A 14,537-nucleotide genomic window follows, 5' to 3' on the forward strand; every position below is an offset into this window, starting at 1 on the left:
GGCTAAGAAAATCTCAATTATCAAAAGTGACAGTGATACAATAGCGCAATGAGCGAAATTAGAACCCAAGTCCAATTCGTCGACATTGACGAAGATATGGCTGGTCAGCGTATTGATAACTTCTTACGCAACCAATTAAAAAACATCCCGAAAAGCATGATTTACCGAATCGTGCGTAAAGGCGAAGTCCGCGTAAATAAAAAACGCATCAAGGCTGAGTACAAACTAAAAGCTGGCGATTTAGTTCGTATCCCTCCGGTTACTATTGAAGAGAAAACAGAAGAGAACGTGCCGAGCACGAAACTCAACAAGGTTTCAGAATTAGAACAGTGCATCATTTATGAAGATGATCACATGCTAATTCTTAACAAACCATCTGGCACTGCTGTTCATGGTGGTAGCGGATTAAAGTTTGGCGCGATTGAAGCATTACGTGCTCTTCGTCCTGATGCTCGTTTTCTTGAATTAGTACACCGTATCGATAGAGATACGTCTGGCATTTTGCTTGTTGCTAAGAAGCGCTCGGCGCTAAGACACCTTCAAGCACAGTTCCGTGAAAAAACGGTTCAAAAATACTACTTCGCTTTGGTCATGGGCGAATGGAAGAACAGCTGTAAAGTCGTCAACGCACCTTTGTTAAAAAACGAAGTGAATAGCATTGTTCGAGTGAACCCGAATGGTAAAGCTTCTGAAACTCGCTTTAAGGTTTTAGAGAAGTTCCAAGAGGCGACGTTGATTCAAGCTAGCCCAATTACAGGCCGTACACACCAAATTCGTGTGCACGCTCAGTATACTGGTCACCCAATAGCTTGGGATGATCGCTACGGTGATCGTCGTTTTGATGCTTACACGGGCAAGGTTGGTCTTGATCGTCTGTTCCTACATGCAGCAAACATCAAGTTCACACACCCAGGTAGTGAAGAGAAGATGGATATCTCGGCGCCAATGGAAAGAAGGCTTGAGAAAGCCTTAACTGGTTTACGTAAGCTTTAAGAAGATACGAGATACGAGATACGAGATACGAGATACGAGATACGAAGGTATAGAGTGCCTCTAAATTTGTTCTTCAGTATCCATAAATGAGAAAGGTTGACGAATATCGTCAACCTTTTTTGTTTTCATCTGTTGTAGAAGATCCTCAAGTCGCTCGTTCCTCGCTCTTGAGGATGACGACTTTTTAAAATCACGTTCTATATCATTAGTTGGTTAGATAAAATTGCGTGTTCCGTCATTCCCTAGACTGACGAAGGAAGGAGTAGGGAATCTCTAACAAAGAGAGCGTATCCGTTATAGTACGCCCATTCCTTGCGCTTCTAACATATCGACGAGATCGATTAACGGTAAGCCGATCAAAGTATTCGGATCTTTACCTTCCATCTGTTTAAACAATGCGATGCCTAACCCTTCACACATAAAACTGCCCGCGCAGTAATAAGGTTGTTCTTTCTCGACATAACTCATGATTTGCTGCTCGGTTAAATCGCGGAAATGCACAACAAAGGTGTCGAGACGCGTGTCAGCTTGATTGGTTTCGTTGTTCCAAACCGAAAGCCCAGTATAAAAAGTAATGCTCTTGCCGCTTTGACGAGATAACTGTTCGATCGCTTTTTCTCGAGTATGAGGTTTACCTATGATCTCTCCATCAATCACACAAACCTGATCAGAACCGATGACTAAGCTAGGTTGCTCCACAGCACAAGACTTAGCTTTGGTCTCAGCAAGGCGCATCACCAACTGTTGTGGCGTCTCTTCTGGAAGCGGCGTTTCATCGCAGTCTGGCTTGGCTGTAATGAAGCTTAACTGTAGTTTTTTGAGGATCTCTTGCCTAAATGGTGATGTAGAGGCTAAAACTAGTTGGTAATTTCTCATTTTAATTTACAATTCAAGGAAGCATTTATCTCAGGATAACGTAACTTGTCCTGCTATTCATAATGCTCTGAATAGGAAAGGCAGGAAAGTACATTTTTTTTGCCATTTCCTTTGACTAAACACGATTTGGAAGATAAGATTCGCGCCCTATGCAAAAGGAAAAAATACCGCGTACAGTTGATCCGGCAAGAACGGCTCAAAAACGACTCGATATGGATGGTATCATTCAGGTCAGTCTTTTGAAGCGTTTAACTGAAGCAACTGAAGGCGTAAAACGTGACGCGCAAGTCTCAATGTCATTTGGGCTTGATGAACAACGATTAGTCGTTATCTCTGGTAAAGCTAACGTCGAAGTCGATTTAGAGTGTCAACGTTGTAATGAGGTTTTCGCACATGAGTGCGATGTCCAATTTACTTATACTCCTGTTTACAGTGAGAAAAGTGAAGAGGAAGCACCGGAAGAGTACGATTTGGTAGATCTGAACGAGTACGGTGAGTTAGACCTGATTCAATTAGTTGAAGACGAGTTCATCCTTGGATTGCCACAAATAGCAATGCACGACGATGCGAAATGTAGCGTTAACTCAAATAACTTGGTGTTTGGTGAACTTCCTGAAGAAATTGAGGAAGACAAAAAGCCGAATCCATTTGATGTTTTAAAAAGCTTAAAGAAGTAATTGCTTCTTTAAGAATTTACATAGGAGTAGGGTCAATGGCCGTACAAAAGAGCAAGAAATCACGTTCAATGCGTGGCATGCGTCGTTCACACGATGCGCTAACTACAGCTGCACTTTCTGTAGACGCAACTTCAGGTGAAACTCACCTACGTCACAACGTGACTGCCGAAGGTTTCTACCGCGGCAAAAAGGTTATCAACAAGTAAGGTTGACCTTTGCAAAATCTAACCGTTGCGCTTGATGCAATGGGCGGGGACTTCGGTCCTCGTGTAACAGTGCCTGCCGCCGTGCAGGCACTGTCGTATTTCCCAGAGCTAAAAGTCATTCTAATAGGTGATCGAAACACGATCACATCTCAATTATCTTCATTAGGTCGAATGCCTGATTCTCGTTTGAGTATCCAGCATTGTGATCGAGTCATTTCCAATTCTGAAAAACCTTCACTAGCCTTACGTAATAGTCAGGGTAGCTCTATGCGTGCCGCTATCGATCTGGTTGCCGAATCACAGGCTGATGCTTGTGTGAGTGGTGGTAACACTGGCGCACTGATGGCTTTATCCCGTTTCAGACTCAAGCTTCTTCCCGGTATTGATAGGCCTGCATTGGTTTCAGCTTTGCCTACTGCATCCGGAAATCGTACATGGATGCTTGATTTAGGGGCGAACGTTTCTAGCGACGCAGATTCACTGTTTCAGTTTGCTGTCATGGGCAGCGCATTAGCAGAACAACATTTAGGTCGCGCACCACGTGTCGCTATCTTGAATATCGGTGCAGAAGAAATTAAAGGCAATGACCTTGTAAAACGATGCGCTGAAATGTTGTCTAATACTCAGTCTGTGAACTTCATAGGCTATATTGAAGGTAATCAATTACTTCAAGATGCTGCTGATGTCGTCGTATGTGATGGTTTTGTGGGCAATGTCTGCTTAAAAACGTGCGAAGGTACGGCTCAGCTCTTTATTGATAAGCTAAAAACGCGCATGATGGCTTCAACAATAAAGGGTTGGATAGCCAGAATGCTGTTTTCTGAGCTATTTACTGAATTAAAAACCTTGAACCCCGACCAGTATAACGGCGCAAGTTTGTTAGGATTGCGCGGCATTGTCATTAAAAGTCATGGAAGTGCTGATGTGTCTGCAGTCGTCAACGCGATTGGTGAAGCAGTACACGAGGTCAAACGACAAGTCCCCAGCCGCATTAGCGATCGTTTGGAAGCGGTTTTACTCGAGAGGCATTATTAGTCTTCATGTATAGCAAAATTTTAGGTACTGGCAGCTACTTGCCATCTCAGGTGCGTACTAACGCAGACTTAGAGAAAATGGTAGAGACTAGCGATGAGTGGATCGTTGCTAGAACTGGTATTAAAGAGCGTCGTATTTCAGCGGAAAACGAAACCGTTGCTGATATGGCGTTTTACGCTGCTGAAAATGCCATTGAAATGGCAGGTATCGACAAAGAAGAGATTGATTTAATCATCGTTGCGACAACCAGCAGTAGCCACACATTCCCGTCTTCGGCATGTCAGGTACAAGGCAAGCTTGGTATCAAAGGCTGTCCTGCGTTTGATTTGGCTGCGGCGTGTTCTGGTTTTGTCTACGCACTGTCTGTTGCTGATCAACACATCAAGACTGGCATGTGTAAGAACGTTTTGGTAATTGGTGCTGATGCACTGTCAAAAACCTGTGATCCGACTGACCGCTCTACTATCATCTTATTTGGTGATGCAGCAGGCGCGGTGGTTGTAGGCGCAAGCGAAGAGCCAGGTATTTTGTCTACTCATATTTACTCTGACGGTAAATACGGTGAGCTTCTAAGTTTAGAAGTACCAGAGCGTGGCGGTGATGCGGACAAATGGCTGCACATGGCGGGCAACGAAGTATTTAAAGTGGCGGTAACTCAGCTTTCTAAGCTAGTTAAAGACACATTAGCGGCGAACAATATGGATAAGTCAGAGCTTGATTGGTTAGTTCCACACCAAGCGAACTACCGTATTATTTCGGCAACCGCTAAAAAGCTGACGATGTCGCTTGATCAAGTAGTGATTACTCTTGATAAGCACGGCAACACGTCAGCAGCTACCGTACCAACGGCTCTAGATGAGGCTGTTCGCGACGGGCGAATTAAACGTGGTCAAACGCTTCTACTTGAAGCATTTGGCGGCGGCTTCACTTGGGGTTCTGCGTTAGTTAAATTCTAACCCCAAGCGATAATCAACAAACAAGGCACATAACTTATGTGCCTTATTCAATTTTTTGCTTTGCTTAAAGGAAAATTACAATGAGCAAGTTTGCTATCGTATTCCCAGGCCAAGGCTCTCAAGCTATCGGTATGCTTGCTGACCTAGGCGAACAGTATGATGTTGTAAAACAGACATTTGCTGAAGCTTCAGAAGCACTTGGTTACGATCTATGGGCATTGGTTCAAGATGGTCCAGTAGAAAATCTAAATGAAACTTTTCGCACTCAACCGGCTCTACTAACAGCGTCTGTTGCAATTTGGCGTGTATGGCAAGAGCTTGGCCTAGAGCAACCTATAAATCTAGCAGGTCACAGCCTAGGTGAATACTCTGCACTTGTATGTGCTGGCGTTATCGACTTTAAAGAAGCGATCAAACTGGTTGAACTACGTGGTCAATTGATGCAAGAAGCGGTTCCTGCAGGCGTTGGCGCAATGTACGCAATCATCGGTCTAGACGATGAAGCGATTGCTAAAGCGTGTGAAGAAGCTGCGCAAGACGAAGTTGTGTCTCCAGTTAACTTTAACTCTCCTGGCCAAGTTGTTATCGCGGGTAACAAAGCGGCAGTAGAGCGTGCTGGTGCACTTTGTAAAGAAGCGGGCGCTAAGCGTGCACTTCCGTTACCTGTTTCTGTGCCGTCTCACTGTGCACTGATGAAGCCAGCAGCAGACAAGCTAGCAGTGGCTCTAGAAGCTCTAGAGTTCAACACGCCAGCATTGCCTGTTATCAATAACGTTGATGTTATTGCTGAAACAGACCCTGCAAAAATTAAAGACGCACTTGTTCGTCAGCTATACAGCCCAGTTCGTTGGACTGAAGGCGTACAAGCGATGAATGAGCAAGGCGTTGAGAAGCTACTTGAATTAGGCCCTGGTAAAGTTCTTACTGGTCTAACAAAACGAATCGTAAAAACTATGACAGCTGCTGCAGTTAATGACACTGCATCACTAGAAGCTGCTAAGTAAATAACCACTTAATAGAGAAGTTATGATGAATTTAGAAGGCAAAGTTGCACTAGTTACAGGCGCAAGCCGTGGCATCGGTCGTGCAATCGCTGAACTTTTAGTTGAGCGTGGTGCTAAAGTTATCGGTACTGCGACATCTGAAGGCGGCGCAGCTGCAATCAGTGAGTACCTTGGTGAGAACGGTAAAGGTCTTGCTCTTAATGTAACGGATACTGACTCAATTGCTGCTACACTGAAAACCATCAACGATGAATTCGGTGCGATTGACATTCTAGTTAACAACGCAGGTATCACTCGTGATAACCTACTGATGCGTATGAAAGACGAGGAATGGAATGACATCATCGATACTAACCTAACGCCTATCTTCCGTATGTCTAAAGCTGTATTGCGTGGCATGATGAAGAAGCGTCAAGGTCGTATCGTAAACGTTGGTTCTGTAGTAGGTACTATGGGTAACGCTGGTCAAGCTAACTACGCAGCTGCAAAAGCAGGCGTAATTGGTTTTACTAAATCAATGGCTCGCGAAGTTGCGTCTCGTGGCGTTACAGTGAACACTGTAGCTCCTGGTTTCATCGAAACTGACATGACTAAAGCGCTAAATGATGACCAACGTGCAGCAACTTTGGCGAATGTACCAGCAGGTCGACTAGGTGACCCTCGCGAAATCGCTGAAGCTGTGGTATTTTTGGCGTCACCTGCGGCAGCTTATATCACAGGTGAAACACTTCACGTCAATGGCGGTATGTACATGGTGTAAATTATGTGCAACATTTGTGCATGATTTAAGTCAAGATCATACGTAATTTCGGTTAAAATCGTGAAAATTGTGGTTTGACCAGAAAAGTTGACCTTGCAACTTTCAATAGATTGAATAAACTACGGAAAACATCGCATAAAGCGAACTCTGTAAAGGAAAAGAAAAAATGAGCAACCTCGAAGAACGCGTAAAGAAAATCATTGTTGAACAGCTAGGTGTAGACGAAGCTGAAGTTAAAAACGAAGCTTCTTTCGTTGATGACCTAGGTGCAGATTCTCTAGACACAGTAGAGCTAGTAATGGCTCTAGAAGAAGAATTCGACACTGAAATCCCAGATGAAGAAGCTGAGAAAATTACTACTGTTCAAGCAGCTATCGATTACGTAACTAGCGCTCAGTAATAATCTCTCCCAGGCGGTCACCTCGACCGCCTGTGTTTTATCTAACTCATCTATCCTCATCTTAAATCACCTCAATCCCCGGAGTGTAAAATCGTGTCCAAGCGTCGTGTAGTTGTCACTGGCATGGGTATGTTGTCACCGGTAGGCAACACTGTAGAATCTTCTTGGAAAGCCCTGCTAGCTGGTCAAAGTGGTATCGTTAATATCGATCATTTTGATGCAACCAATTTCTCAACTCGTTTTGCAGGTCTAGTTAAAGACTTTAACTGCGAAGAGTATATGACTAAAAAAGATGCTCGTAAGATGGACTTGTTCATCCAGTACGGCGTCGCAGCAGGTATTCAAGCTTTAGATGATTCAGCCCTAACTATTACTGAAGAAAACGCTCCACGTGTGGGTGTTGCTATCGGTTCTGGTATTGGTGGTCTTGGTTTGATCGAAGCCGGTCACCAAGCTCTAACTGAAAAAGGCCCTCGTAAGATCAGCCCGTTCTTCGTACCGTCGACGATCGTGAATATGATTGCTGGTCACATGTCTATCATGCGTGGCCTACGCGGTCCAAACATCGCGATTTCTACTGCATGTACGACTGGCCTACATAACATTGGTCACGCGGCTCGTATGATTGCATACGGCGATGCAGACGCAATGCTAGCGGGTGGTGCTGAAAAAGCATCAACTCCACTAGGTATGGGCGGTTTTGGTGCGGCTAAAGCACTTTCTACTCGTAACGATGAGCCTCAAAAAGCTTCTCGTCCATGGGACAAAGGCCGTGATGGCTTCGTTCTTGGTGACGGTGCAGGCATGATGGTTCTTGAAGAGTACGAACATGCGAAAGCTCGTGGCGCTAAGATTTACTGTGAGCTAGTTGGCTTCGGTATGTCGGGTGACGCTTACCACATGACATCTCCAAGTGAAGATGGCTCAGGTGGCGCACTAGCGATGGAAGCGGCTATGCGTGATGCTGGCATTACTGGTGAACAAATCGGTTATGTAAACGCACACGGTACTTCGACTCCTGCAGGTGACGTAGCGGAAGTTAAGGGCATCAAGCGTGCTCTTGGCGAAGCAGGCAGCAAGCAAGTATTGGTTTCTTCTACGAAATCAATGACAGGCCACCTTCTAGGTGCTGCTGGTTCTGCTGAAGCTATCATCACGGCTATGTCTCTGGTTGACCAAATTGTTCCACCAACAATCAACCTAGATGATCCTGAAGAAGGCTTAGATATTGACTTAGTACCTCACACTGCGCGTGAAGTTAGCAACATGGAATATGCTGCATGTAACTCATTCGGTTTCGGTGGTACAAACGGCTGTTTGATCTTCAAAAAGATTTAATCATCTTATTAAAGACGTAAACACTCGTAGATAGTCACAATTAGACTTGTTTTTAAACGGCTTGATGCTTTAGCATTGAGCCGTTTCTTTTTATGGGGAAAAACATGTTTTGGGTTGATGGAGAAAGCCAGCAAACTATCGATATTTTGGATCGCTCGTTTCAGTACGGAGACGGCTGTTTTACGACGATGCTCGTGAGTGATGGTGAGATACAACATTTTCACGATCATCAGCACCGTGTCGACGAATGCCTTAAAGCGCTGCGCATTTCTGCTCTTGATTGGGATGTTGTTAGTCTTTGGCTCGATACTGCGCTTCAACACATCCAAGATAACGATCTTCATGGCACAAAGAGCCTTGATGGTTCAAAGAAGATCCAAAACGCAAACAAGCCTAATAATCAAAAAGCAGGGATCAAGCTGCACGTTAGCCGTGGCGCTGGCGGGCGTGGCTACAGTACCAAGAATATCGCCAAGCCGACAATCACCATCAGTACCTTCGATTACCCAAGTCACTATTCAGCGTGGCAAGACTTCGGTGTTGAACTCGGTATCTGTCATCAAGCGCTAGGTTTGAGCCCACTACTGGCTGGCCATAAGCACAATAATCGTCTTGAGCAGATTTTGATGAAAGATGAAATGGATCAGGCTAATGAAGTAGATGGTGTGGTTCTTGATATATCGGGCAATGTGATTGAAACCACCATGGCCAATCTGTTTTGGCGCAAAGGTCAGTCGATATACACACCTCAACTCACTCAAAGTGGTGTCGCGGGTGTTATGCGTAAGCAAGTGTTAACCGCGCTGAATCAAGCTGAACTTTCCGTTACAATTAGTGACTACTGCTTATCTCAACTCATGCAAGCTGATGAGGTTTTCATGACCAACTCCATTTTAGGGGTTGCCCCAGTTACCCGTATTAGTGATACCCAATTTAACATTGGAACCGTTACTCGTAGCCTTCAAGGACAACTAAACTCGTGATCAAAAAGTTATTTATTTTTATTATCTTGTGCTTAATCGCAGCCGGTGCTGCTGGTTTTTATGTTTACAACCAAGCGCAAGATAACCTGAAACAAGTTATTCAATTAGAAAAACCACAAGTCGTGACTGTTGCTTCAGGTAGCAGCTTTAACCGCGTTCTAGCCCAGTTGATTAACGAAGGGCTGTTTGAGGCTTCTCCTTACGAGAAATTAATCCGTAAGTTACATCCTGAGCTTGTAGACGTAAAAGCGGGTACATTCCTGCTTGAACCGGGTTTAACCTTAGAGCAGGCGCTACAGGTGCTTGTAGAAGGGAAAGAACACCAGTTTACCATTACCTTTGTAGAAGGCAGTCGTTTTGACGAATGGCTTGTTCAGCTAAAAGACAACGAATTCATTCAACAGACATTGGATGGCGTTTCTGAAAAAGAGATCGCTGAAAAGTTGGGTATTGAAAACGAAAAGCTAGAAGGTCTCTTCTTAGCAGAAACGTATCACTACACCTACGGCACCACTGATTTAGATTTGTTGAAGCGCGCGCATCGAGACCTAATGAGCGTGGTGAATGAAGAGTGGGAAAATCGAGCGGATAAACTGCCTCTTAAATCGCCTTATGAAGCGTTAATTCTTGCGTCTATCATTGAGAAAGAGACCGCTGTTGCGTCAGAACGTGAGCGTGTTTCTTCTGTGTTCGTTAACCGTCTGAACAAGCGTATGCGTTTGCAAACTGACCCAACGGTTATCTATGGCATGGGTGACAGCTACGATGGCAACATCCGTAAGAAAGACTTACGCACGCCAACGCCATACAACACCTATACAATGAGTGGCTTGCCACCGACACCTATCGCCATGGCAGGCAAAGCATCTATCAACGCGGCGTTGAATCCAGAGAAGAGCAACTACTTGTATTTCGTTGCGAGTGGAACAGGCGGTCACGTATTTTCAAAGAGTTTGACTGAGCATAACCGTGCAGTGCGAGCTTACTTAAAGCAATTAAAAAAAAACAGATAAAGAAATAATTATGAATCAGTCGAAATTTATCGTGGTTGAAGGCCTTGAAGGCGCAGGCAAAAGCACAGCAATCAATGCCATCGTTGAGACATTAAAAGCATCGGGTGTTGAGGATATTGTTAATACTCGTGAGCCGGGTGGTACTGTCTTAGCTGAAAAGATGCGTTCATTGGTTAAAGAAGAGCACGAAGGCGAGAAGCTTCAAGACATGACTGAATTGCTGCTGATGTATGCAGCACGTGTTCAATTAGTCGAGAACGTCATCAAGCCGGCACTCGACAATGGTCAATGGGTATTGGGTGATCGTCATGATATGTCTTCACAGGCATACCAAGGTGGTGGTCGCCAGATCGCGCGCACGACTATGGAATCACTGAAATCAACCACGCTAGGCGGCTTTAAACCCGATCTAACGCTATATTTGGACCTAGACCCTAGAGTAGGGCTAGAGCGTGCTAGAGGTCGTGGTGAGCTTGATAGAATTGAAAAGATGGACATCTCATTTTTCGACCGCACGCGTGAGCGCTATCTAGAAATTGCAGAACAAGATGATTCTGTACTTGTGATTAACGCGCAGCAAGAAATTGAGCAAGTAGCCGCTGATATTAAAGTCGCGCTAACTGCTTGGCTCGACAAACAGTAGGTAGTCATGGCTGAAGTGTATTCTTGGCTCACACCGGTATGGAGTGAGTGGAAAAAAAGTCTCGATGCGGAGCGTTTTCCTAACTCTGTGATTGTTAATGCACCGGAAGGGCTCGGCGTTGATGCGTTGATTAGCCAACTTACCGACGCATTGATGTGCACGAACTATGAAAGCGAGTCGTGCGGGTTTTGCCACAGCTGTGAGTTAATGAAGTCGGGCAGTCATCCTGATTTTCATGTGATCTCACCAGAGAAAGAAGGTAAGTCGATCACGGTTGATCAAGTGCGTGTCAGTAACCGCTGGGCTCAAGAGTCTTCTCAGTTAGGTGGTTTGCGCGTTATCTTACTTAACCCAGCTGAAGCAATGAACGAATCGGCTTCCAACGCACTATTGAAAACTCTGGAAGAGCCATCAAGCAAGTGCATCTTCATTCTGTCTACTCGCAACAGCAATCGCTTAATGCCGACTATTATTAGTCGTTGTCAGCAATTCAATGTGGTTAGCCCACAGTTGGAGACAGCATCGGCGTGGTTAGATAGTGAAGTGGGCAAAGCGGTACCGCAGTATATTTTAGCACTCAATGACAACGCGCCTTTAAAAGCAAAAGCGATGTTTGAGCAAGGTGGCGTTGAAGCCTCAACAAAAGCGCTCGATGGTTTTGTGAATGTGATAAAAGGCACTCAACCTGACATGCTAAAGTTCTCTACAGAGCTTAGCAAAGACCCTTTGATTCAACTTGGCTGGCTTTGGCATCTATTGTCAGATGTACAGAAGCTGCATTTTGGTTTGGCGAATCAGGCTTTCACTCCGAGTGCGAAAGCACTGTGTGAGGTGATGTCTTATCAAAGTGCTTATGCCGCATCGAATAAACTGCTGATATTGATTGAACAGTTAAAGCAACACCCTGGGCTCAATACGGAGCTACTCATAATGAATTGGCTGATAGCCACTTGCGAGGAAACATGTTCGTAGATTCCCACTGTCATTTAGACAAACTGGATTACCAAGATTTACACACCAGCGTAGAAGATGTGGTTAACAAGGCGAAGGCTGCTAACGTAAACCAATTGCTTTCTGTCGGTGTGACACTCGATTCGTTTGAAAATATGCTCGAGATGATCTCGCCGTTTGATAACGTTAAAGCCTCTTGTGGCGTTCACCCTCTCGATGTTGAAAGTGATTTCAGCCTAGAGACAATGCGTGAATACGCGAGCAACCCTAAGGTTGTGGCGATTGGTGAGACAGGTTTAGATTATCACTACCAACCAGAGACGGCGGAACTGCAACAGCTACGATTTAAGCAGCATGTTGAGTTAGCCGTTGAGCTGAATAAACCTTTGATCATTCACACTCGTAACGCACGTGAAGACACATTAGCTATTTTACGTGATGGTGGAGCTGAGAAGTGTGGTGGTGTGATTCACTGCTTTACCGAAGATCAAGCGTTCGCTGAAGCGGCAATGGAATTAGGTTTCTATATCTCAATTTCAGGCATTGTGACCTTTAAGCAGGCTACAGAACTTAAAGAAGTTGTTAAAAACCTACCGCTAGACAGGTTGCTGATCGAGACGGATTCTCCATACTTGGCGCCCATTCCATATCGTGGAAAGCAGAATCAGCCTGCATATGTCGTTGAAGTTGCGGCCTACATTGCGCAATTAAAAGGTGTGTCGATGAAAGAGGTTGCTGAACAAACGACCAAAAATTACCAAAAACTTTTTTTGCGATAAAAATCTAAGTAAACAAATAAAAGGGAGCGAAAGCTCCCTTTTTGTGTTTTTGATCACCAAAAATACGTTTTTTTTTAATGTTTACGAATTATGTTGAACTTGAGAGCGCTAATTATAACATTTGTAATTTTGTTACTAAAAATAACATTCGCTCCTATTTTATTTACCCAGTAAAATAATATAGCTCTTGAAAAATACTTATATATTTCAATGTATTAAATGCTTGTAAAGCATTGCATTTCTAGATTTGACATGTGATCCAAGACGTGTTTTGAAACTAAATTTCGTAAGTGACTAGAAAGTTAGTTCCCCATCAATATATATTTAGCGGCAGAAAATATAATGCAATACATGGTTACATTTTCGCAGGGTGCTAACATATAGGCTACGGGGGTGTGCCGTTAGAACCCAATATAATTATTTTATCTTTATCAGGAGCATAAACATGTTTAAGAACCTTTTTGCTAGCCTGCAGAAAGTTGGTAAGTCTCTGATGCTTCCAGTATCAGTTTTACCAGTTGCGGGTATTTTGCTAGGTGTCGGTGCAGCAGATCTTCCTTTCATTCCAGAAATCGTTTCAAACTTAATGGAACAAGCTGGTGGTTCAGTATTCGGTCAAATGGCACTACTGTTCGCAGTAGGTGTTGCACTTGGCTTTACTAACAACGATGGTGTAGCGGGTCTAGCTGCTATCGTTGGTTACGGCATCATGACTGCTACACTTGGCGTAATGGCTGGTGTAATGGGCGTTGATAAAATCGATACTGGTGTACTAGGTGGTATCCTAGTCGGTGGTGTTGCTGCTTGGGCATTCAACCGTTTCTTCCGTATTCAACTACCAGAGTACCTTGGCTTCTTCGCTGGTAAGCGTGCTGTGCCAATCATCACAGGTTTCTCTGCGATTGGTCTAGCAATCCTACTATCTGTAGTATGGCCACCAGTTGGCGGCGCTATCTCTGCGTTCTCTGATTGGGCTGCTCACCAAAACCCACAAGTGGCGTTTGGTATCTACGGTATCGTTGAGCGTTCTCTAATTCCATTTGGTCTTCACCACGTTTGGAACGTACCTTTCTTCTTTGAAGCTGGTACTTGTGTAAACGCTGCTGGCGAAACTCAAAACGGTGTTCTTACTTGTTACCTAGTTGCTGATGACGCATCTCGTGCAGCGGGCAATGGCTTCGGTCAGCTAGCTGGTGGTTACATGTTCAAGATGTTCGGTCTACCTGCTGCTGCAATCGCGATTGCACACTCAGCTAAGCCTGAAAACCGCGCTAAAGTAATGGGCATCATGGCTTCTGCTGCGTTGACTTCATTCCTAACGGGTATCACTGAACCAATCGAATTCTCTTTCCTATTCGTTGCTCCAGTACTGTACGCAATCCACGCTCTACTAGCTGGTTCTGCATACGTTCTTGCGAACACTCTAGGTTTTGTACACGGTACATCTTTCTCACACGGTCTAATCGACTTCCTAGTTCTATCTGGCAACGCGTCTAAGATGGGCCTAATGGTTGTATGTGGTATTGCTTACGCTGCAATTTACTACATCGTATTCCGCACTGTGATTAAAGCTCTAGACCTTAAAACTCCAGGCCGTGAAGACGAGACTGAAGAAGAGTCAGTTGCGACTGGTTCTGAACTTGCTGGTGAGCTAGTTGCTGCATTCGGTGGCAAAGCGAACATCACTGGTCTTGACGCTTGTATTACTCGTCTACGTGTTGCCGTTGCTGATACAGCAGTTGTTGACCAAGACAAACTGAAGAAACTAGGCGCTGCAGGTGTTGTTGTAGTTGCTGGTGGCGTACAAGCTATCTTCGGTACTAAGTCTGACAACCTTAAGACAGACATGGATGAGTGGATCCGTAACAACGGTTAATTCACTGATTCAATAAATTGAAAGGAGGCCGAAAGGCCTCCTTTTTT

The 14,537-nt window shown here is 44.6% G+C and carries 16 protein-coding genes; 15 read left to right on the forward strand and 1 reads right to left on the reverse strand.

All coding sequences use genetic code 11. The annotated features are described in order from the left end of the window. Positions 1–48 precede the first annotated feature (48 nt). Positions 49–993, forward strand: a complete 945-nt coding sequence (gene rluC, locus AB6E85_RS13510) for a 23S rRNA pseudouridine(955/2504/2580) synthase RluC (protein WP_017054981.1) — start codon at positions 49–51, stop codon at positions 991–993. A gap of 294 nt (positions 994–1,287) precedes the next feature. Here the strand turns inward: rluC and AB6E85_RS13515 are convergent, their stop codons facing one another. Then, a complete protein-coding gene (locus AB6E85_RS13515; protein WP_372079085.1) occupies positions 1,288–1,869 on the reverse strand; it encodes a nucleoside triphosphate pyrophosphatase in 582 nt (193 codons plus the stop codon). 149 nt (positions 1,870–2,018) lie between these two features. Here AB6E85_RS13515 and yceD point away from each other — a divergent pair, with 149 nt between their 5' ends. The 14 genes from yceD (at position 2,019) to ptsG (ending at position 14,490) form a co-directional block, all read left to right on the forward strand. Next, positions 2,019–2,546, forward strand: coding sequence for a 23S rRNA accumulation protein YceD (yceD, locus tag AB6E85_RS13520; protein ID WP_017062153.1), 528 nt, complete (start codon positions 2,019–2,021; stop codon positions 2,544–2,546). 35 nt (positions 2,547–2,581) lie between these two features. Further along, positions 2,582–2,752, forward strand: a complete 171-nt coding sequence (gene rpmF, locus AB6E85_RS13525; protein ID WP_004737376.1) for a 50S ribosomal protein L32 — start codon at positions 2,582–2,584, stop codon at positions 2,750–2,752. A gap of 9 nt (positions 2,753–2,761) precedes the next feature. Continuing rightward, positions 2,762–3,787 carry a phosphate acyltransferase PlsX gene (plsX, locus tag AB6E85_RS13530; protein WP_372143011.1) on the forward strand — a complete coding sequence of 342 codons (1,026 nt, stop codon included), beginning with the start codon at positions 2,762–2,764 and terminating at the stop codon, positions 3,785–3,787. A gap of 5 nt (positions 3,788–3,792) precedes the next feature. Beyond that, the gene (locus tag AB6E85_RS13535; protein WP_017054985.1) at positions 3,793–4,743 is read left to right on the forward strand and encodes a beta-ketoacyl-ACP synthase III; all 951 of its coding nucleotides are present in this window, start codon (positions 3,793–3,795) and stop codon (positions 4,741–4,743) included. Between the two features lie 80 nt (positions 4,744–4,823). Continuing rightward, positions 4,824–5,747 carry an ACP S-malonyltransferase gene (gene fabD / locus AB6E85_RS13540; protein ID WP_372143012.1) on the forward strand — a complete coding sequence of 308 codons (924 nt, stop codon included), beginning with the start codon at positions 4,824–4,826 and terminating at the stop codon, positions 5,745–5,747. 25 nt (positions 5,748–5,772) lie between these two features. Beyond that, the gene (gene fabG, locus AB6E85_RS13545) at positions 5,773–6,507 is read left to right on the forward strand and encodes a 3-oxoacyl-ACP reductase FabG (RefSeq protein ID WP_372143032.1); all 735 of its coding nucleotides are present in this window, start codon (positions 5,773–5,775) and stop codon (positions 6,505–6,507) included. A 166-nt stretch (positions 6,508–6,673) separates the two neighbouring features. Next, a complete protein-coding gene (gene acpP / locus AB6E85_RS13550; protein ID WP_004737381.1) occupies positions 6,674–6,907 on the forward strand; it encodes an acyl carrier protein in 234 nt (77 codons plus the stop codon). 93 nt (positions 6,908–7,000) lie between these two features. After that, entirely contained in the window at positions 7,001–8,245 is a 1,245-nt protein-coding gene (gene fabF / locus AB6E85_RS13555) for a beta-ketoacyl-ACP synthase II (RefSeq protein ID WP_010437291.1), read from the forward strand. A 104-nt stretch (positions 8,246–8,349) separates the two neighbouring features. Then, complete coding sequence (gene pabC / locus AB6E85_RS13560) at positions 8,350–9,228, forward strand: aminodeoxychorismate lyase (RefSeq protein ID WP_372143013.1); 879 nt, start codon at positions 8,350–8,352, stop codon at positions 9,226–9,228. Beyond that, on the forward strand, positions 9,225–10,241 hold the full coding sequence (mltG, locus tag AB6E85_RS13565; RefSeq protein WP_372143014.1) for an endolytic transglycosylase MltG: 1,017 nt from the start codon (positions 9,225–9,227) through the stop codon (positions 10,239–10,241). Before pabC ends, mltG begins: the two co-directional genes overlap by 4 nt. A gap of 10 nt (positions 10,242–10,251) precedes the next feature. Next, the gene (gene tmk, locus AB6E85_RS13570) at positions 10,252–10,884 is read left to right on the forward strand and encodes a dTMP kinase (protein WP_019821240.1); all 633 of its coding nucleotides are present in this window, start codon (positions 10,252–10,254) and stop codon (positions 10,882–10,884) included. 6 nt (positions 10,885–10,890) lie between these two features. Further along, a complete protein-coding gene (locus tag AB6E85_RS13575) occupies positions 10,891–11,856 on the forward strand; it encodes a DNA polymerase III subunit delta' (protein ID WP_372143015.1) in 966 nt (321 codons plus the stop codon). Continuing rightward, positions 11,847–12,614 (forward strand): TatD family hydrolase, encoded by a 768-nt coding sequence (locus tag AB6E85_RS13580; RefSeq protein WP_048610588.1) that lies wholly within the window; start codon positions 11,847–11,849, stop codon positions 12,612–12,614. The genes AB6E85_RS13575 and AB6E85_RS13580 overlap by 10 nt, the downstream gene beginning before the upstream one ends. Positions 12,615–13,059: 445 nt before the next feature. After that, positions 13,060–14,490: a PTS glucose transporter subunit IIBC gene (gene ptsG, locus AB6E85_RS13585; RefSeq protein ID WP_048610590.1), complete on the forward strand. Its 1,431-nt coding sequence runs from the start codon at positions 13,060–13,062 to the stop codon at positions 14,488–14,490. Positions 14,491–14,537: the final 47 nt, after the last annotated feature.

This window comes from Vibrio sp. 10N.247.311.51, from assembly GCF_041467855.1.
GTDB classification, from domain to species: Bacteria; Pseudomonadota; Gammaproteobacteria; order Enterobacterales; family Vibrionaceae; genus Vibrio; species Vibrio coralliirubri.